Consider the following 17,903-nt stretch of genomic DNA (forward strand, 5'->3'; position numbering starts at 1 on the left):
ACTGATGCCCAACCCCCCGAAGGAAACGCCATGGCTGTTGTGACGAAGACGGAGCCGCCACCTCGCCCGCCGAGACGGCGCAGACTGCTCTACCGCCTGCAGGTCATGCGGCACGACCCGACGGCCGCGCTCGGCCTGATCCTCGTCGTCCTGCTGGCCTACCTCGTCGTGGCCCCGCTGTTCGCGGTGCTGTCCGACGCCTTCCGCCTGCAGTACGGCGACGAGGTGCACGCCGGCCAGCAGCCCGGCGAGTGGACCGGCTACTACCTGTGGCGGGTCTTCCGCTCCCAGATCAGCGAGCTGCTGTTCTGGGAGCCGCTGGTCAACACGCTCGTCGTCGCCGTGGGCACCACCCTGTTCGCGCTGGTGCTCGGCGGCGGCATGGCGTGGCTGGTGACCCGGACGAACGTGCCGGGGCGCAAGTGGCTGGCCGGGGCGCTGGTGGTGCCGTACATGCTGCCGTCGTGGACGTTCTCGCTGGCCTGGCTGACGCTGTTCAAGAACGAGCGGGCCGCGGGGCAGGTGGGCTTCCTCCAGGCCCAGGGCATCCGCACGCCGGACTGGCTCGCCTACGGCCCGCTGCCGATCATCGTCACGCTCGGGCTGCACTACTACCCGTTCGTGCTGCTCCTGGTGGGCAACGCGTTGCGCCGCATCGACGTGCAGCTGGAGGACTCGGCACGGATCCTGGGCGCGCCGCGGCGCGTCGTCGTCCGGCGGATCGTGATCCCGCTCATGCTGCCCGCGTTGTCGTCGGCCGTGCTGCTCGTGGTCGGGCGGGTGCTCGGCACGTTCGGCACGCCGTACGTGCTGGGGCTGCCCACCGACTACCGGGTGCTGTCCACCGGGCTGTTCCAGTCGATCCGCGACCGCAGCACCGGCGTGGCCTCCGTGCTAGCCACCGTCATCGTGATCATCGGCATCGTGATCGTCTTCACCGACATGCGGCTGATGCGCGAGCAGCGCAGGTTCGTCACCGTGGGCGGCAAGGGCGCGATGGACCGGCTGAGCGACCTGCGTCACTGGCGCTGGCCCGCCTACGCGCTCGGCATGGCGGTCTTCGCGGTGAGCGTGCTCGTCCCCGTGCTCACCCTGCTGCTGTCCACGGTGACCAGGACCCCGCTGGACCTGTCGACCTTCACCCTCGACTTCTGGATCGCCGAGAAACTCCCCGGGGCGGTCGGCTTCCCGCACGGCGTGCTGCGCGGCTCGGAGCTGTGGGAGGCCGCGTGGAACTCGGTGCGCATCGTCGGACTGGCCTCGCTGATCTGCGCCGTCGCCGGCCTGCTCGTCGGATACGTGGTGGTGCGCGGGACGGCCCCGCGCATCGCGGCCTTCCTGCGGCAGGTCTCCTTCCTGCCCTACCTCATCCCCGGCATCGCCTTCGCCGCCGCCTCGCTGTCGCTGTTCGCCGTCGCCCGCGGGCCCGTCCCCGCGCTGTACGGGACGACGTTCCTGCTCATCCTGGTCATGGCCGTCACGCACCTCCCCTACAGCTCACGCTCGGGCATCGCGGCCATGATGCAGCTCGGCAGGGAGCCGGAGGAGGCCGCGCAGATCGCCGGGGCGTCCTGGTGGCAGCGGATGCGCCGGATCATCTTCCCCATCCAGAAGGGCGCGCTCGTCACCGGGATCGTGCTGCCCTTCATCTCGGGACTCAAGGAGCTCAGCATCGTCATCATGCTGACCACCACCGGGACCCAGCTGCTCACGACACTGTCGATCGGCCTGGTCGACTACGGCTACACCCAGCTCGCCAACGGCGTCGTCCTCATGATCGCCTTGCTCTCCTTCACCATGACCTACCTGACCCAGCGCCTCACCAAGAGCAGCCTGGCTTCCGGACTAGGAGGATAGATGCCGGACATCACCCTCAGCGCGATCTCCAAGAGCTACGGCGGCGGAGAGTTCGCGGTGAAGAACCTCGACCTCGTGGTCCCCGACGGCGCTTTCATGTGCCTGCTCGGCCCTTCCGGCTGCGGCAAGACCACCACCCTGCGCATGATCGCCGGTCTCGAACAGCCCACCGCGGGCAGCATCGCCGTCGGCGACCGGGTCCTCGACTCCGTCGAGCAGGGGATCTACGTCCCTCCCGAGAAACGCGCCATGGGGCTGGTCTTCCAGAACTACGCCCTCTGGCCGCACCTGTCGCTGCGCGAGAACGTGGAGTTCGGCCTGCGCATGCGCAAGGTGCCCGGCCCGGAACGGCGGGCGCGGGCCGAGGCGGCGCTGAAGATGGTCCACGTCGACGCCGCCATGGACCGCTACCCCTCCCAGCTGTCCGGCGGCCAGCAGCAGCGCGTCGCCCTGGCCAGGATGCTCGCGGTCAACCCCACGGTGCTCCTGCTCGACGAGCCGCTGTCGAACCTCGACGCCCGGCTGCGCCTGGAGATGCGCGCCGAGCTCAAGCGCATCCACGAGGAGAGCGGCGCGACGATCGTCTTCGTCACCCACGACCAGCTCGAAGCGCTCACCATGGCCACCGACGTGGCCGTCATGAACGAGGGCGAGCTGCAGCAGCTCGCCGCCCCGATGGAGATGTACGCCAGGCCCGCCAACCGGTTCGTCGCCGAGTTCGTCGGCAGTCCGCCGATGGCGATCGTGGATGCGGGCGCCTCCCCCGGCGGGCTGGCCGCGTCCCTGCTGCGCTTCGTCGAGTCGCGCGGCGCGCAGAGCACCCCGGCCGCCGTCGGCATCCGGCCGGAGGCGCTGCGCTTCGGCACCCCGCCCGCCGCCGCCTGGAGCGAGGAGGCGGTGGTGGAGGCCGTGCTGCCGGCGGGCTCCTCCTGGACGGTACGGCTGCGCGTGCTCGACACCGAGCTGTACGCCGTGTCCTACCAGCCGGTCCAGGCCGGCCCGGGCGACGTGCTGACCTGCTGGACCGAGCAGCTGCACCTGTTCGGCGCCGACGGCGCGCGGATCACCTCCTGGGACCGGGCGGAGGTCAGCGCGTGAACCGTCCCGAGGCGCTGCTCCTCGACTTCGGCGGCGTGATCGTCGAGACCGTCAAACGCCCGTCCTGGGCCGCCGAGCTGGCCGCCGAGGTGCACGCGCTCCTCGCCAGGACCGGGTTCGACGGGCTCACGGCCGAGGAGGTCGAGAGCGACATCCGGGCCGCCGCGCGGGCCGACAAGTACTGGAAGGACTCCACCTCCCGGCAGTTCGCCCCGGAGGAGATGACGCACCGCAGGTTCTGGGCCGAGTTCGTGGCCACGGACTGGCCCGAGCGGGCCCGCACGCTGGTGACCGTCGAGGCGACGCCCCTGTGCAAGCGCATGGGCGAGCTGCGCAGCGACCGCAAGCTCCGCACCGGCATGACGGAGCTGCTGGCCGCCTGCTGGGAGCACGGCGTCGTCCCCGGGGTGGTCAGCAACTCCCTGTCCGGGGCCGTGCACCGCGACTACATGACCGCCGCCGGGCTGGACGACCAGGTGGCGGTGCAGGTGTACAGCGACGAGGTCGGCGTCCGCAAGCCGAACCCCGAGATGATCCGGCTCGCCTGCCGGTCCCTGGGCGTGGACCCGGCCGACGTCTGGTACGTCGGGGACAACTACGACCGTGACGTCATCTGCGGCGCGCGGGCCGGGGTGGGCGCGACCGTCCTGATGGTCTCCGCGAGCACCGACAAGATCCCGTACGCGGTGCGGCAGAGCCCTCAGGCCACCGTCGAGGACCCCCGCGCCCTGCTGAGACTCCTGGAGCAGACATGGATGTGAACACCTCTCGCGAGCTGGCCGACATCGCCGTCGAGGCGGCGAGGGCGGTCGGCGACCGCCTGCGCGGCGCCTTCCGCTCCCGCCCCGAGATCCAGACCAAGCGTGACTTCCACGACCCGGTCACCGTGCACGACAAGGCGGCCGAGGAGGACATCCGCGCCTTTCTGGAACGGCGCTGCCCCGACAGCGTGGTGGTCGGCGAGGAAGGCGGCACGCGCGGCGAAGGCGCCGTCCGCTGGTACGTCGACCCGATCGACGGCACCGCGAACTTCGCCGCCGGCCTGCCGTTCTTCTGCACCTCGATCGCGGCGGCGCTCGACGGCGAGGTGGTGGCCGGGGTGGTCTACGACCCCGTACGCGACGACGAGTTCACCGCCTGGCTCGGCGGCGCCGTCTGCAACGGCGAGCCGATCCGCAGCGCCGGCGCCGCCACCGAGCGCGAGGCGATGCTGCTGTCGAGCTACCCCACCCCCCGCGACCTGGCCGAGGACGAGGAGGGCGCGCTGCGCCGCTTCTCGCGGATGACCCAGGCGTTCGCCGCCATCCGGCGTCCCGGCAGCGCGGCGCTCAAGCTCGCGCACGTCGCCGCCGGCTGGTCCGACGTGGCCTACGGCACGCGCGTCAACGCCTGGGACGTGGCCGCGGGCTCCCTCCTGATCGAGCAGGCCGGCGGCGTCTACATCCCGCTGTCGGGCAGCGTCTTCGAGCCGGGCGGTTACCTCGCCACCGTGGGCGGCTTCGACCTCGCGGGCTCCGTGCTCGCCGACGTCGCGGAGTCCGCGCGGGCCGGCAGGGCGGAGTCCGCGCCGGCCGATGTCGCGGGGGCGGGGAGCTCCCGGTGATCCGCTGGATCGTGACGGACCTCGACGGCACCCTCGTCGGCCGCGACCTGGCCATGGTCCCGGCCAGCCGGGAGGCCCTGCGCCGCTTCCGCGCCGCGGGCGGCGAGGTGATCCTCGCCACCGGCCGCATGGCGTGCTCCGCCCGCCCCTACTACGACGAGCTGGGCCTGGACGGGCCCGCCATCCTCTACAACGGCGCCGCGACCGTGAAGCCGGCGGCGGGCGCCGTGCTGCGCTCGCGCAACCTGCCGGCGAGCGCGTGGAAGACGCTGCTCGGCCTGTTCGGCGAGCTCCCCGAGGGGGTCTACCCGGTCGCGTTCTCCGGCGGGGAGGCGCTGGCCGTGCACGACGTGCCCGAGCTGCGCGAGTACGCCAGGCGGGACGGGATCACGCTGCGCGACCCCGGCGACTGGGCGGCGCTGCCGCCCGACGAGATCGTCAAGTGCATGCTCATCGGCGGCCCGTTCCCCGAGCTGGACATCCCGGGAACGGTCACGGTCCGCTCCGAGGAGACCTACCTGGAGGTGCTGTCGGAGCAGGCGACCAAGGGCACCGCCCTGCGTGCGCTGGCCGCGGCCATGGGCGTGCCGATGGAGCAGATCGCCGCCATCGGCGACAACCCGAACGACCACGACATGATCGCGGCGGCCGGAGTGGGGTTCGCCGTCGGCGACGGCCACCCGGACGTCGTCGCCGCGGCCGACGTCGTGGCGAGGGCCTGCGCCGACGGCGCGCTCGTGGACGTCGTGGAGCTGGCGTTCCGGTCCAACGGTTGGGCCGGGGGGAAGGGAGAGCTGTGAGGTCGGTCAGGCATTGGATCAACGGCGCCCGCGCGGACGGCGACGCCCGTTCCGCCGAGCTGTTCGACCCGGCGACCGGGGAGGTGGGCGGGCATGTCGCGCTGGCCTCGCCCGCCGACGTGGACGCGGCCGTGGCGGCCGCCGCGGCCGCCTTCCCCGCCTGGCGTGACACCTCGCTGGTCAAGCGGGCCCGGGTGCTGTTCCGCTACCGCGAGCTGATGGAGGCCCACCGCGACGAGCTGGCCGCGCTGATCTCGGCCGAGCACGGCAAGGTGCACTCGGACGCGCTGGGCGAGGTGGCGCGCGGGCTGGAGGTGCTGGATTTCGCGTGCGGGATCCCGCACCTGCTCAAGGGCGCTTTCTCCGAGGGCGTCTCGACCCGGGTCGACTCCTGGTCGATGCGTCAGCCGCTGGGCGTGGTGGCGGGGATCACGCCGTTCAACTTCCCGGTCATGGTGCCGATGTGGATGTTCCCGATCGCGGTCGCGTGCGGGAACACGTTCGTGCTGAAGCCGTCGGAACGCGATCCGTCGGCGTCGCTGCTCATGGCGCGGCTGTGGAAGGAGGCGGGGCTGCCGGACGGGGTGTTCAACGTCGTGCAGGGCGACAAGGTCGCCGTGGACCGGCTGCTCGAACACCCCGGTGTCCGGGCGGTGTCGTTCGTCGGCTCCACCCCGATCGCCAGGTACGTCTACGAGCGCGGCACCGCGCACGGCAAGCGGGTGCAGGCGCTCGGCGGGGCCAAGAACCACATGCTGGTGCTGCCCGACGCCGATCTCGACCTGGTCGCCGACGCCGCCGTGTCCGCGGGCTTCGGTTCGGCGGGCGAGCGGTGCATGGCGATCTCGGTGGTGCTCGCGGTGGAGCCGATCGGCGACGAACTGGTACGGAAGATCGTCGAGCGGGTCGAGCGGCTGGTGGTCGGGCCGGGCGACGACCCGAAGTCGGAGATGGGGCCGCTGGTCACCCGGGCGCACCGGGACAAGGTGGCCTCCTACCTGGACCTGGGGGTTCAGGAGGGCGCCACGCTCGTGGTCGACGGCCGCGGCGCCCCCGTGCTCGGCGGCGGCAGGGCCGCGGAGACGCCGGGCTTCTGGCTGGGCCCGACCCTGCTCGACCACGTGCCCGTCGGCTCGCGGACGCACGTGGACGAGATCTTCGGCCCGGTGCTGTCCGTCGTGCGGGTGTCGTCGTACGACGAGGGGCTGAAGGTCATCAACGACTGCGAGTACGGCAACGGCACGACGATCTTCACCAACGACGGCGGCGCGGCCCGGCGTTTCCAGAGCGAGGTGGAGGTCGGCATGGTCGGCGTCAACGTGCCGATCCCGGTGCCGATGGCGTTCTACAGCTTCGGCGGCTGGAAGGCGTCGCTGTTCGGCGACACGCACGTGCACGGCACCGAGGGCGTGCACTTCTACACCAGGGGCAAGGTCGTCACGTCCCGCTGGCCCGACCCTTCGCACGGCGGCGTGAACCTGGGCTTCCCCACGAACGCGTAGCCCGCCCGCCGTGACGGGTGGACCCCGGGCTCGGCCGGCGTGAGCCGGCCCGGGGTGTGGGCGGGGTCCGGCCGGGGGGCGCCAATCCCGTCGGCCAGGCCGCGGCCCGCGGCCCTCTTCTTTCAGGGCCGCCGCGAAGGAAGCTCAAGAAGCTCGCTGCCGGACATTCACCACGGTAAGCGGATGATCGGCAGAGAGCCATCCATTTATCCGGCCGTCCCTTTATCCGGCCGTCCCTTCATCCGGGCAGCCCCGCGCTCTCGACGCGGAAGCGGGGCAGCGCCTCCGGATGGTTGTCGCGCACGTAGTCGACCAGGAACTCGCGCACGTCGCACTTGAGGTCCCACGCCGAGGGCGAGTCGGCGGCGCTCATCAGGCAGCGCAGCTCGACCAGCCCGTTGGGCAGCACGTCGGTGACCTGCAGCGTCCAGTCCTTCTGGTCCCACAGCGGGTTGCCCTGAAGGAACTCGTACAGCGCCTCGCGCAGCCGTTTGACCGGCACCGACCAGTCCACCCGCAGCTGGACCGCGGCCAGGACGCGGCTGCCGTGCCGGGTCCAGTTCTCGAACGGGTTCTGGGTGAAGTAGCTGACCGGCAGCACGAGCCGCCGCTCGTCCCAGAGCCGCAGCACCACGTACGTGAGCGTCAGCTCCTCGATCCGCCCCCACTCCTCCTCCACCACGACCACGTCGTCCAGCCGGAGCGCGTCGCTGAAGGCGAGCTGCAGCCCGGCGAGCACGTTGCCGATCGTGGGCTGGGCGGCGATGCCGACGACGGCGCCGGCGATGCCGGCCGAGGCCAGCAGGCCGGCGCCGAGCGCGCGCACGCCGGGGAAGGAGAAGAGCATCGCGCCGACCGCGATCACGATGATGACCGCGGCGGCGATGCGGCGGACCAGCGCGATCTGGGTCATGATGCGCCGGGCCCGCCGGTTGCGCTCGCCCTCGATCTGCACCAGCCGGTCGAGGACGACGTCGGTCAGCGCGTACGAGGCCTGCACGATCAGCCAGGTCACCGCGGCGATGGTGAGCAGCCCCAGCACCCGGTCCACGCCCTCGGCGAGCGCCCGCTGCCGGCCCGACTCGCCGAGGATGCCCACCCCGAACACCACGTTGGTGGCCACCACGGCGGCCACCGCGAACGCCGGCCACGTGCAGCGCTCCACGAGGTGCTGGGCGAGCGCCCATTTGCGCCCGATCCTGCCGAGCACCCGCCGGACCACTTCGACCAGGAGGATGGATCCGATCACCGAGAACACGAGGATCGGCCAGTCCGCCGGATGCTGCACGCTCTTGCCCCCTAAAAATCCTAGAACGTCTCGTCGAAGCTCACATTGCCCTCAACCGCCACCTGGTAAGCGGAGACACGCCTTTCGAAGAAGTTCGCCAGCTCCTGCACGTCCTGGAGCTCCATGAACGCGAAGGGGTTGGCCGAGCCGTACCTGCGGGGCAGGCCGAGCCGGGTCAGCCGCTGGTCGGCGACGTATTCGAGGTATCGGCGCATCTGGTCCACGCCCATGCCCGGCATGCCCTCGCCGCACAGGTCCTCGGCGAAGGCCAGCTCGGCGGCGACCGCCTCCTCCAGCATGGCGGTCACCTGCTTGCCCAGCTCGTCGTCGAAGAGCGACGGCTCCTCGGCGCGCACGGTGTCGACCACGCTGAAGGCGAACTCCATGTGCATGGACTCGTCGCGGAACACCCAGTTCGTCCCGGTGGCCAGGCCGCCGAGCAGGCCGCGGGAGCGGAACCAGTAGACGTAGGCGAACGCGCCGTAGAAGAACAGGCCCTCGATGCAGGCGGCGAAGCAGATGAGGTTGAGCAGGAACTGCCGGCGCTGACCGGCGTCCTCCAGCCGGTCGAGCCCGCCGATCGAGTCGATCCACTTGAAGCAGAACTCCGCCTTGTCCCTGATGGACGGGATGTGCTCGACCGCGGCGAACGCCTTGACCCGCTCGTCGGGATCCGGCAGGTACGTGTCCAGCAGCGTCAGGTAGAACTGCACGTGCACCGCCTCCTCGAAGAGCTGCCGGCTCAGGTAGAGCCGCGCCTCGGGCGCGTTGACGTGCTGGTAGAGGTTGAGCACGAGGTTGTTGGCCACGATCGAGTCGCCGGTCGCGAAGAAGGCGACCAGCCGGTTGATCAGGTGCCGCTCCTGCGGCGTCATCCGCGCCAGATCGGCGACGTCGCTGTGCAGGTCCACCTCCTCGACGGTCCAGGTGTTGCGGATGGCGGCGCGGTAGCGCTCGTAGAAGTCCGGATAGCGCATGGGGCGCAGGGTGAGGTCCATTCCGGGGTCGAGCAGCATGACGTGGGACTCCTTGACGTCGGTGAGGGGGCTACTACTGGCAGGCTTCGCAGGTCTCGGGGTTCTCCAGCGAGCACGCGATCGCGTCCAGGGCGGCCGGGGCGGCGGCCACGGTGGTCTGGGCGATGCGGGTCGCGGGGCGCGAGCGCAGGTAGTAGGTGGTCTTGAGGCCCTTCTTCCAGGCGTAGGCGTACATCGAGGAGAGCTTGCCGATGGTCGGCGCGGCCATGAAGAGGTTGAGCGACTGCGACTGGTCGATGTACGGCTGGCGGGCCGCGGCGAGGTCGATGAGCGCCTTCTGCGGCAGCTCCCAGGCGGTGCGGTAGAGCGTCTTCAGGTCGTCGGGGATGCCGGGCACGTCCTGGACCGAGCCGTCGGCGCGCTTGATCGCGTCGCGCATCTCCTGCGTCCACAGCCCGCGCTCCCGCAGGTCGGCCACCAGGTAGCGGTTGACCTGCAGGAACTCGCCGGACAGGGTCTCGCGCTTGAACACGTTGGACACCTGCGGCTCGATGCACTCGTAGCAGCCGGCGATGGAGGCGATGGTGGCGGTCGGCGCGATGGCGACCATGAGGGAGTTGCGCAGCCCGGTCCGCGCGATCTTGGCGCGCACCGCGTCCCAGCGGGGCGTGGCCGGCAGGTAGTGGTCGGGGTGCAGCACGCCGCCGGCCGCGCGGGTGTCGGCGTAGGAGGGGTGCCGGCCGCGCTCGGCGGCCAGGTCGGCCGAGGTGTCGTACGCGGTGAGCGCGATCTCCTCGGCGATCCTGGTGGACAGCTCCAGCGCCCGCGGCGAGTCGAACGGCAGCCGCAGCGCGAAGAACACGTCGGCGAGCCCCATGACGCCGAGCCCGATGGGCCGCCAGCGCCGGTTGGCCGCCTCGGCCTCGGGCGTCGGGTAGAAGCCGAGGTCGATGGTCCGGTCGAGGAAGCGCACGGCGGTGCGTACGGTGCCGCGCAGCCGTTCCCAGTCCAGGTCGCCCTCCGCCAGGTGGGCGGCCAGGTTGACCGAGCCCAGGTTGCAGACGGCGGTCTCGCCGTCGCTGGTGACCTCCAGGATCTCGGTGCACAGGTTCGATAGGTGGATGACGTTGCCGGGGCGGGCGGTCTGGTTGGAGGTGCGGTTGGCGGCGTCCTTGAAGGTCATCCAGCCGTTGCCGGTCTGGGCGAGGGTGCGCATCATCCGACCGTAGAGGGTGCGGGCGGGGATCTGCCGGACGAAGCGGCCGGCCGCCTCGTACGCGCGGTAGGCGGCGGTGAACTCTTCGCCGTACAGGTCGGTGAGGTCGGGCGTCTCCTTCGGGTCGAACAGCGACCAGACCTCGTCGGCCTCGACCCGGCGCATGAACTCGTCCGGCACCCAGTTGGCCAGGTTGAGGTTGTGGGTGCGGCGGGCGTCCTCACCGGTGTTGTCGCGCAGCTCCAGGAACTCCTCGACGTCGGCGTGCCAGGTCTCCAGGTAGACGCAGGCCGCGCCCTTGCGCCGGCCGCCCTGGTTGACCGCCGCCACCGAGGAGTCGAGGGTGCGCAGCCACGGGACGATGCCGTTGGAGTGGCCGTTGGTGCCGCGGATCAGCGAGCCGCGCGAGCGGACCCTGGTCCAGGAGATGCCGATGCCGCCGGCGTACTTGGACAGGCGGGCGACCTGGCCGTAGCGCTCGTAGATGGCCTCCAGCTCGTCGCGCGGCGAGTCGAGCAGGAAGCACGACGACAGCTGCGGACGCCGGCTGCCGGAGTTGAACAGCGTGGGCGAGCTGGGCAGGTACGACAGCGTCGACATCAGCCGGTACAGCTCGGCCGCCTCCGCCACGGTCTCGGCGAGCCCGCAGGCGACGCGCAGGAAGAAGTGCTGCGGCCGCTCCAGCACCGCCCGGGTCTCGGGGTGACGCAGCAGGTAACGGTCGTGGACGGTGCGCAGGCCGAAATACTCGAAACGGTCGTCGGCCGCCGGGTCGACGAGGGCGTCCAGCTCGGCGGCGTGCTCGGCGACGAACGCGGCCAGCCGGTCCTGCAGCAGCCCGGCCGCGTGGCAGGCGGCCACCGACTCGGAGAAGGCGCGCACTCCCTGCCCGGCCGCCTCCTCGGCGATCTCCTCGGCCAGCAGCCGGGCGGCGACCCGTGAGTTCTCCGGGTCCGTGATCACCCGGGCGGCGGCCTCCTCGATGGCCAGCCGGCGACCGGCCGCGTCCAGGTGCCTGGCGGCCTCGACGGTCTGCGTCACGTGCTCTCCTCGCGAGCTCATTCCCGGGGAAGGGCACGCCAGAGCCACGCGGGCAGGCCGCGTCGCCCCGCCGGCCCTCCCTCGGGGCCATGGACGGTCACGTCGCGGGCAGGTCTTCGGGCTCGCGGGCACGCCTCATCGGCTCCTACTGGCCGTCGCTTCCCGGATCACTCCAGTGCTCATGACGGCGGTCGTTCCCGCTCACCGCTGCGGGGCAGCCCCGGAATCGCACCGGGTTCCCTTTCACTCCGCCCCGAGGGGCGAACCAGCGACGACCTGGATCCTACATCTAGTGGCCGTTCCCGCAACTGCCCCTACAGGTTGTGGCTCGCGCCGAGTTGATCAGCCCCAGGTCATGGAGCACGGCCCGGGTGCGCTCGACCTCGGAGGCCAGCCAGAGCACGAAGTCGTCGCCGCCGAGCGGGATCGAGACCCAGCCGGCGGCGCGGCAGGCGGCCAGCCAGCGGGTGGAGGAGGTCGCCTCCTCGCACATGCGCACGGCCGCGTCGCGGCTCTCGTCCGGCATCTCTTCGGGACCGAAGGCGGCGGTCCAGTCGGTGAAGTCGACCCGTACGCCGGACTCCAGCAGCGTCGGCGCGTCCACCTCGGGCACCCGGTGGGCGCACGAGACCGCGAGCGCCCGGAGCCGGCCGCGGGCGAGGCCCTCCCGCCAGTCGGCGAGCGCCCCGGTGGCCGCCGCGGCCTTGCCGGACAGCAGGGCGGTCACGACCTCCTGGCTGCCGGGATAGCCGGTGTAGTCGACCTGACGGGCGTCGGCGCCGATACCCTTGGCGATCAGGCCGAACAGCAGGTGGTCGGGCGCGCCCTGCGGGCCGCCGGCCAGCGGCGTGGCGCCGGGCCTGGCCAGCAGCTGGGCGGCGAAGCCCTCGAAGTCCTTGAAGCGGGAGTCGCCGGGCACGACCACGACCTCGACGTCGCCGGCCAGCCGGGCGAGAGGGGTGGCCAGGTCGAGCAGGGTCTGGCCGTTGTTGAGCTCGGCGGCGGTCATCGCGGACAGGCCGCTCACGGTGACCTTGGTGCCGGTGCCGGTCTCGTACCCGGCGGCGCGGGCCGCGCCGGCGAGCGCCCGCCCGACCTCGCTCCAGCGGCGGGCGGCCGGGTTGATGACGAACCGCGCGCGCAGCCCCGGCCGGCCGGGGCCGCCGCCGGCCTGCCAGGCGCCGCAGCCGCCGAGCACCGCCGCGCCGGACGCGGCCAGCAGGCTTGCCAGGAACCGTCGACGGCGCATGTGTCTCTCCCCCGAAGCTCCGCGAATCCCCCTTACCTACAGTTATTCACACATTACGCAGAGATACACATATAGGCGACACATCCCACCAGCCGAAATTTGGTGAAATGTGGCTTTTTAGGCGGAAGTGGAATGATCGATTTTCCGGGCCACGCCCGCCATGAGCGACGACGGCAGCGCCCAATCGCCCACGAGTTTCGGCCGGTCCGGCCGCCAGTCGACGGCCTGAACCAGTCCGGGCGGATCAAGGGAGAACTCGCCGAAGAAGCGCCGGATCTCGGACGGCCGCCGGTCCGCTCCCCCGCTCCCGGACGAGCCCCGGTAGCCGCGGGGGACCTCCTCGTCCCCCAGCCGTCCCATCGTGGTGGCGTGGCTGATCACCAGGAAGCTGCCGGGGACGACCCGCTCGCGCAGCCGGGCCACGGCCTGCCCCGGCTGGGCGGAGTCGGGCAGGAAGTGCAGGATCGACACCAGCAGGACGGCGACCGGCCGGTCCAGGTCGAGGAAGTCACCGGCCTTGGCCAGCACGTCGTCGGCGTCCAGCAGGTCGGCCTCGACGCAGACGGCCCTGCCCACGTTCGTGAGCAGGGCCTTGGCGTGGGCGGCCACGACGGGGTCGTGGTCGACGTAGACGACCCGGGCGCCGGGCGCCACCTCGTGCGCGCTGCCCTGGGTGGGCAGCCCGCTGCCCAGGTCGATGAACTGGTCGATCCCGGCGGCGGCGACGTAGCGCACGGCACGCTGCAGGAAGGCCCGGTTCGCGCGGGCCAGCGGGACCGCCTCCGGGACCAGCTCGGCGAGCTGCTCGATGGCCAGGCGGTCGACCGCGAAGTTGTCCGTCCCGCCGAGCATGTAGTCGTACATGCGTGCGAGATTGGGCCGTTGCTGGTCGAACTGCCGCACGTATCGAATTTATGCTGTCCGGCCCCAGATAACACTACCCAGAGCGAAATGTGGCTTAATTGGAGTCAATTACTCAACAGTAACGCTCTTGGCTAGATTGCGCGGCTTGTCGACGTCCCGGTCCAGCGCGACCGCGGCGTGGTAGGCGAGGAGCTGGAGCGGGATGGTGAGCAGGATCGGGTCCAGCTCGACCTCGTTCTTCGGGATCACGATGACGTCGTCGGCCAGCTTGGTGTCCGGCTCCCGGTGGCCGACCATGAGCACCTGGCCGCCGCGGGTGCGGATCTCGCCGAGCGTGGTGAGGTTCTTGTCCAGCAGCTCGTCGTCGGGGACGATCGCGACCGTCGGCATCTCGGGGCCGATCAGCGCGAGCGGGCCGTGCTTGAGCTCGCTCGCCGGGTAGGCCTCGGCGTGCACGTACGAGATCTCCTTGAGCTTCTGCGCGCCCTCCCTGGCCACCGGGTAGCCGCGCACCCGCCCGACGAACATCATGCTCGGGTGGCCGGCGTACTTGCGGGCCAGCTCGGCGATCTTGTCGCCCTGGGTGAGGATCTCGGCGATCTGGCCGGGCAGCCGGCGCAGGCCCTCCACGATGCGCCGCCCGTCGGCCGGCGACAGGTCGCGCACCCGGCCGAGGTGCAGCGCGAGCAGGGCGAAGGCGACCGCCGTGGAGGTGAACGCCTTGGTCGAGGCGACCGAGACCTCGGGCCCGGCGTGCAGGTAGATGCCGCCGTCCACCTCGCGGGCGATGGCGCTGCCCACGGCGTTGACGATGCCGATGACCCGGCCGCCCTTGCGCTTGAGCTCCTGGACGGCGGCGAGCGTGTCGTAGGTCTCACCGGACTGGCTGATCGCGACGTAGAGCGTGTCGGGGTCGACGACCGGGTTGCGGTAGCGGAACTCGCTGGCCGGCTCGGCGTCGGCGGGGATGCGCGCCAGCTCCTCGATGAGCTGCGCGCCGATCTGGCCCGAGTAGTACGCCGACCCGCAGCCGATGATCTTCACCCGGCGGAACGAGCGGGTCTCGCGGGCGTCCATGTTGAGCCCGCCGAGGTGCGCGACGTGGAAACGCTCGTCGAGCCGGCCGGACATCGTCCTGGTGATCGTCTCGGGCTGCTCGGAGATCTCCTTGAGCAGGTAGTGCTCGTAGCCGCCGGTGTCGTAGTGGCCGGCGTCCCAGTCGACGGTCAGCGGCTCCTTGGCCGTCTCGCGGGCGTCGCTGGAGAAGGTGTGGAAGCCGTCGGCCTTGATCACCGCCAGCTCGCCGTCCTCCAGGTGCACGACCTGGCGGGTGTAGCGGATCAGGGCGGCGACGTCGGAGGCGGCGAACATCTCCTTCTCGCCGATGCCGAGCACGATCGGGCTGCCGTTGCGGGCCACGACCACCTCGCCGGGGCGCTCGGCGTCGATGACCGCGATGCCGTACGTGCCGACGATGCTCTTCAGCGTCTTCCTGACCGCCTCCTCCAGGGTCTCGTTCTCGTCCACGGCGGCGGCGATCAGGTGGGCCAGCACCTCGGTGTCGGTCTCGGAGGCGAACTCGACGCCGTCGGCGACCAGCTTGGCGCGCAGCTCGGCGGCGTTCTCGATGATGCCGTTGTGCACGACCGCGATGCGCTGGTCGGCCGACAGGTGCGGGTGGGCGTTCTCGTCGCTCGGGACGCCGTGCGTGGCCCAGCGCGTGTGCCCGATGCCGAGCCCGCCCTTGAACCTGGCCGGCACGACCTTGGCCAGGTCGGCCACCCGGCCCTTGACCTTGCGGAGCTTCAGCCCTTTGTTGGACACCACGAGCCCGGCGGAGTCATAGCCTCGGTACTCGAGCCGCTGCAGCCCCTCCAGCAGGATGGGCGCCGCGTCCTTGGGGCCGACATAGGCCACGATTCCGCACATCGAGGTCTCCTCTGCGTTTCTGGTTATCCGTAGACGATCCTGCGGAGCTGCCGCAGTGACAGCTCGGGCGCGGCCACCCGGCGGCCGCGTAATTCGGCGGCGATCCTGGGGAAGATCTCGTCGTTGGTGTGTCCGCGCGCCTTGAGCTCGCCGTGGCGGCGCCGGACGTACTCCTCGGCCGTCTCGGAGAAGTAGGCCAGCACGTCGGCGACGACGCGCGCCGCCTCCCCCGGGCCGAGCGCGCTCGTCCGGATGAGGTGGGCGATGAGGTCCTCGTAGGGATGCCGTGCCGTGGACACAGAGGAGGACACTACGCATCTGGAACGAGGCACGCCAACATCCTGCCCGAAATCGGGCAGGAATTAACTCCTTCTCACGTCCCATCAGTAACACTGGCCCCGTCTGACCCAGCGCTTTCTGGGGAAAGCTACGGAACGTAGTCACGTCGTGACGCGCTTCAGGGGGATGGACATGCACTTCTGGCTGGCCTGGCCGCTCTCGCTGCTCGCCGCCCTCACGCCCGCGGCCGGGCCCCCACGGGAGGCGCCGGCCGGGCGGCAGGGCGAGTTCGCCGCGGCGGCGCGCGAGTTCGGGGTGCCGCAGAGCGTGCTGCTGGGGGTGGCGTACCTGGGCTCGCGGTGGGACGCGCACGAGGGGCGGCCCAGCACCGCCGGCGGCTACGGGCCGATGCACCTCGTGGACGCCCTCCCCGCCGGCGCCCTCGCCGTCGGCGACGCACTCGGGGACGCCCGCGGCGACGAGACCCGGCCGATGCCGCCCCGGCCGGTGCACATGCTGTCCCCGCTGAGCGCCGCCGCGAGGCCGGCGCACACGACGCTGCCCGAGGCCGGGCGGCTCATCGGCGTCACGCCCGCCCGGCTGCGTGACGACCCGGCCGACAACATCCGCGCCGGCGCGGCCCTGCTCGCCTCCTACCACGACAACCCGAGTACCGATGTGGACGCCGGGCTCGCCGGCTGGTACGACGCCGTCGCCCGCTTCTCCGGCGCCGACGACCCGGCCGCGGCGCGGCAGTTCGCCGACGAGGTGTTCGCGGTGATGAGGGAGGGCATGGTGCGGCGCACCGACGACGGGCACGTGGTGCGCCTCGACCCGGTGCCCGGCCTGCGCGTGCGGCGGTCCGACCCCCCGTACGACGAGGCCTACGCCGAGCTCTTCCCTGACCAGTACGACGACGCCGCCGAGCCCTCTCAGGATGACGACGTCGCCGAACCGTACGACCCGGACGAGGTGACCGCGGCCTCGGGCCGCTCCTCCTCGGTGGAGTGCCCCGCGAGCCTGGCCTGCGAGTGGATGCCGGCCGCGCACAAGCGCTTCGGCAAGAAGGGCGGCAAGGACTACGGCAACCACGACCGCCTGTTCAAGACCCGGCACGTCGACTACATCGTCATCCACGACACCGAGGGCGGCTACGGGGGCATCCCGACCATGGTCCGCGACCCCAAGTACGTGAGCTGGCACTACACGATCCGCTCCCGCGACGGCCACGTGGCCCAGCACGTCAGGACCAACGACCTGGCCTGGCACGCCGGCAACTGGGACGTCAACACCCGCTCGATCGGCATCGAGCACGAGGGCTACCTGGCCAAGGGCGGGGCGTGGTACACCGAGGCGATGTACCGGTCCTCGGCCAGGCTGGTGCGCTATCTCGCGAACAAGTACGGCGTGCCGCTCGACCGGGCGCACATCCTGGGCCACGACAACGTCCCCGGCACCACTCCCCAGACCGTCGCCGGCATGCACGACGACCCGGGACCCTACTGGGACTGGGCCCACTACTTCGAGCTGATGGGCCGGCCGCTGCGGGCCGCCAAGAACGGCGACTCGGTGCTGATCCGGCCGTCGTACGACGACAACCGCCCGCGCTTCACCGGCTGCGTCACCACGAAGGCGGGCAAGGACTGCCCGCCGCACGGCGCGTCCACGGTCTGGCTGCGCACGGCGCCGCGGGAGAGCGCCTCCCTGGTCACCGACGTCGGCAAGCACGGCGGCAAGGCCAGCACGTACAGCGTGTACGACCACGCCGCCCGCGCCTCGACCGGCCAGCGCTACGCGGTCGCGGAGCGGCAGGGGGACTGGACGGCGATCTGGTACCTCGGGCAGAAGGCGTGGTTCCACAACCCGGCCGCGCGGCCGGTCGCCGTGCCCGCCAAGGGACCGCTGGTCACGCCGCTGCGGGCGGGCACCAGGGTGTACGGGCGGGCCTATCCGGAGCGGTCGGCGTACACGAAGGCGGCCGCGCAGCCGCTGACGCCGCTGCAGTACCGGATCGCGCCGGGGCAGACGTACACGGTGGGCGACACGATCACCGGCTCCCACTACTCGGCCGGGGCCTTCAGCCCGTCGCGGCACGTCACGACGACCGGCACCATCCGCTACCACCAGATCCAGCTCGGGCACCGGATCGCGTTCGTCATGGCGAAGGACGTGCGGTTGATCCCGTGAATTTTCGCCGCAC

The 17,903-nt window shown here is 71.5% G+C and carries 14 protein-coding genes and 1 riboswitch; of the genes, 7 read left to right on the forward strand and 7 right to left on the reverse strand.

The window, feature by feature from the left end; genetic code table 11:
* The first annotated feature begins 30 nt into the window (after nucleotides 1-30).
* Genes ABD292_RS26315 through ABD292_RS26340 form a run of 6 tightly spaced genes read left to right on the forward strand, consistent with a single transcriptional unit; the run spans nucleotide 31 to nucleotide 6,860 of the window.
* Nucleotides 31-1,857, forward strand: coding sequence for an ABC transporter permease (locus ABD292_RS26315; protein WP_344211752.1), 1,827 nt, complete (start codon nucleotides 31-33; stop codon nucleotides 1,855-1,857).
* A complete protein-coding gene (locus tag ABD292_RS26320; protein ID WP_344211754.1) occupies nucleotides 1,858-2,955 on the forward strand; it encodes an ABC transporter ATP-binding protein in 1,098 nt (365 codons plus the stop codon).
* Entirely contained in the window at nucleotides 2,952-3,716 is a 765-nt protein-coding gene (locus tag ABD292_RS26325) for an HAD family hydrolase (protein ID WP_344211756.1), read from the forward strand. The genes ABD292_RS26320 and ABD292_RS26325 overlap by 4 nt, the downstream gene beginning before the upstream one ends.
* Complete coding sequence (locus tag ABD292_RS26330; RefSeq protein WP_344211758.1) at nucleotides 3,707-4,558, forward strand: inositol monophosphatase family protein; 852 nt, start codon at nucleotides 3,707-3,709, stop codon at nucleotides 4,556-4,558. The genes ABD292_RS26325 and ABD292_RS26330 overlap by 10 nt, the downstream gene beginning before the upstream one ends.
* Nucleotides 4,555-5,358, forward strand: coding sequence for an HAD-IIB family hydrolase (locus tag ABD292_RS26335; protein WP_344211760.1), 804 nt, complete (start codon nucleotides 4,555-4,557; stop codon nucleotides 5,356-5,358). Before ABD292_RS26330 ends, ABD292_RS26335 begins: the two co-directional genes overlap by 4 nt.
* Nucleotides 5,355-6,860, forward strand: coding sequence for a CoA-acylating methylmalonate-semialdehyde dehydrogenase (locus ABD292_RS26340; RefSeq protein ID WP_344211762.1), 1,506 nt, complete (start codon nucleotides 5,355-5,357; stop codon nucleotides 6,858-6,860). The genes ABD292_RS26335 and ABD292_RS26340 overlap by 4 nt, the downstream gene beginning before the upstream one ends.
* 238 nt (nucleotides 6,861-7,098) lie before the next feature.
* Here ABD292_RS26340 and ABD292_RS26345 read toward each other — a convergent pair whose 3' ends face one another.
* The 7 genes from ABD292_RS26345 to ABD292_RS26375 all read right to left on the reverse strand — a co-directional run bounded on the left by ABD292_RS26345 (nucleotide 7,099) and on the right by ABD292_RS26375 (nucleotide 15,723).
* Nucleotides 7,099-8,148, reverse strand: coding sequence for a mechanosensitive ion channel family protein (locus tag ABD292_RS26345; protein ID WP_344211764.1), 1,050 nt, complete (start codon nucleotides 8,146-8,148; stop codon nucleotides 7,099-7,101).
* A 20-nt stretch (nucleotides 8,149-8,168) separates the two neighbouring features.
* Nucleotides 8,169-9,164, reverse strand: a complete 996-nt coding sequence (locus ABD292_RS26350; RefSeq protein ID WP_344211766.1) for a ribonucleotide-diphosphate reductase subunit beta — start codon at nucleotides 9,162-9,164, stop codon at nucleotides 8,169-8,171.
* 34 nt (nucleotides 9,165-9,198) lie between these two features.
* A complete protein-coding gene (locus ABD292_RS26355; protein WP_344211768.1) occupies nucleotides 9,199-11,382 on the reverse strand; it encodes a ribonucleoside-diphosphate reductase subunit alpha in 2,184 nt (727 codons plus the stop codon).
* Between the two features lie 90 nt (nucleotides 11,383-11,472).
* Nucleotides 11,473-11,667: riboswitch (cobalamin riboswitch) on the reverse strand.
* Between the two features lie 4 nt (nucleotides 11,668-11,671).
* The gene (locus ABD292_RS26360) at nucleotides 11,672-12,631 is read right to left on the reverse strand and encodes a Bug family tripartite tricarboxylate transporter substrate binding protein (protein WP_344211770.1); all 960 of its coding nucleotides are present in this window, start codon (nucleotides 12,629-12,631) and stop codon (nucleotides 11,672-11,674) included.
* A gap of 117 nt (nucleotides 12,632-12,748) precedes the next feature.
* Nucleotides 12,749-13,534 carry an SAM-dependent methyltransferase gene (locus ABD292_RS26365; RefSeq protein WP_344211772.1) on the reverse strand — a complete coding sequence of 262 codons (786 nt, stop codon included), beginning with the start codon at nucleotides 13,532-13,534 and terminating at the stop codon, nucleotides 12,749-12,751.
* 69 nt (nucleotides 13,535-13,603) lie between these two features.
* Nucleotides 13,604-15,424: a glutamine--fructose-6-phosphate transaminase (isomerizing) gene (gene glmS, locus ABD292_RS26370; RefSeq protein WP_344211774.1), complete on the reverse strand. Its 1,821-nt coding sequence runs from the start codon at nucleotides 15,422-15,424 to the stop codon at nucleotides 13,604-13,606.
* 23 nt (nucleotides 15,425-15,447) lie between these two features.
* Nucleotides 15,448-15,723 carry a hypothetical protein gene (locus ABD292_RS26375; RefSeq protein WP_091082922.1) on the reverse strand — a complete coding sequence of 92 codons (276 nt, stop codon included), beginning with the start codon at nucleotides 15,721-15,723 and terminating at the stop codon, nucleotides 15,448-15,450.
* 172 nt (nucleotides 15,724-15,895) lie between these two features.
* Between ABD292_RS26375 and ABD292_RS26380 the strand changes: the two genes are divergently transcribed.
* Nucleotides 15,896-17,890 carry an N-acetylmuramoyl-L-alanine amidase gene (locus ABD292_RS26380; protein ID WP_344211777.1) on the forward strand — a complete coding sequence of 665 codons (1,995 nt, stop codon included), beginning with the start codon at nucleotides 15,896-15,898 and terminating at the stop codon, nucleotides 17,888-17,890.
* The last annotated feature ends 13 nt before the right edge of the window (nucleotides 17,891-17,903 follow it).

The sequence above is a fragment of the Nonomuraea bangladeshensis genome (assembly GCF_039529455.1).
GTDB classification, from domain to species: Bacteria; Actinomycetota; Actinomycetes; order Streptosporangiales; family Streptosporangiaceae; genus Nonomuraea; species Nonomuraea bangladeshensis.

Excerpts from the sequence above, each read along its gene's own strand:
- ABD292_RS26380 (WP_344211777.1), top strand. The coding sequence starts at position 15,896 with ATGCACTTCTGGCTGGCCTGGCCGCTCTCGCTGCTCGCCGCCCTCACG.
- ABD292_RS26315 (WP_344211752.1), top strand. The coding sequence starts at position 31 with ATGGCTGTTGTGACGAAGACGGAGCCGCCACCTCGCCCGCCGAGACGG.
- ABD292_RS26350 (WP_344211766.1), bottom strand. The coding sequence starts at position 9,164 with ATGCTGCTCGACCCCGGAATGGACCTCACCCTGCGCCCCATGCGCTAT.
- glmS (WP_344211774.1), bottom strand. The coding sequence starts at position 15,424 with ATGTGCGGAATCGTGGCCTATGTCGGCCCCAAGGACGCGGCGCCCATC.
- ABD292_RS26330 (WP_344211758.1), top strand. The coding sequence starts at position 3,707 with ATGGATGTGAACACCTCTCGCGAGCTGGCCGACATCGCCGTCGAGGCG.
- ABD292_RS26320 (WP_344211754.1), top strand. The coding sequence starts at position 1,858 with ATGCCGGACATCACCCTCAGCGCGATCTCCAAGAGCTACGGCGGCGGA.
- ABD292_RS26360 (WP_344211770.1), bottom strand. The coding sequence starts at position 12,631 with ATGCGCCGTCGACGGTTCCTGGCAAGCCTGCTGGCCGCGTCCGGCGCG.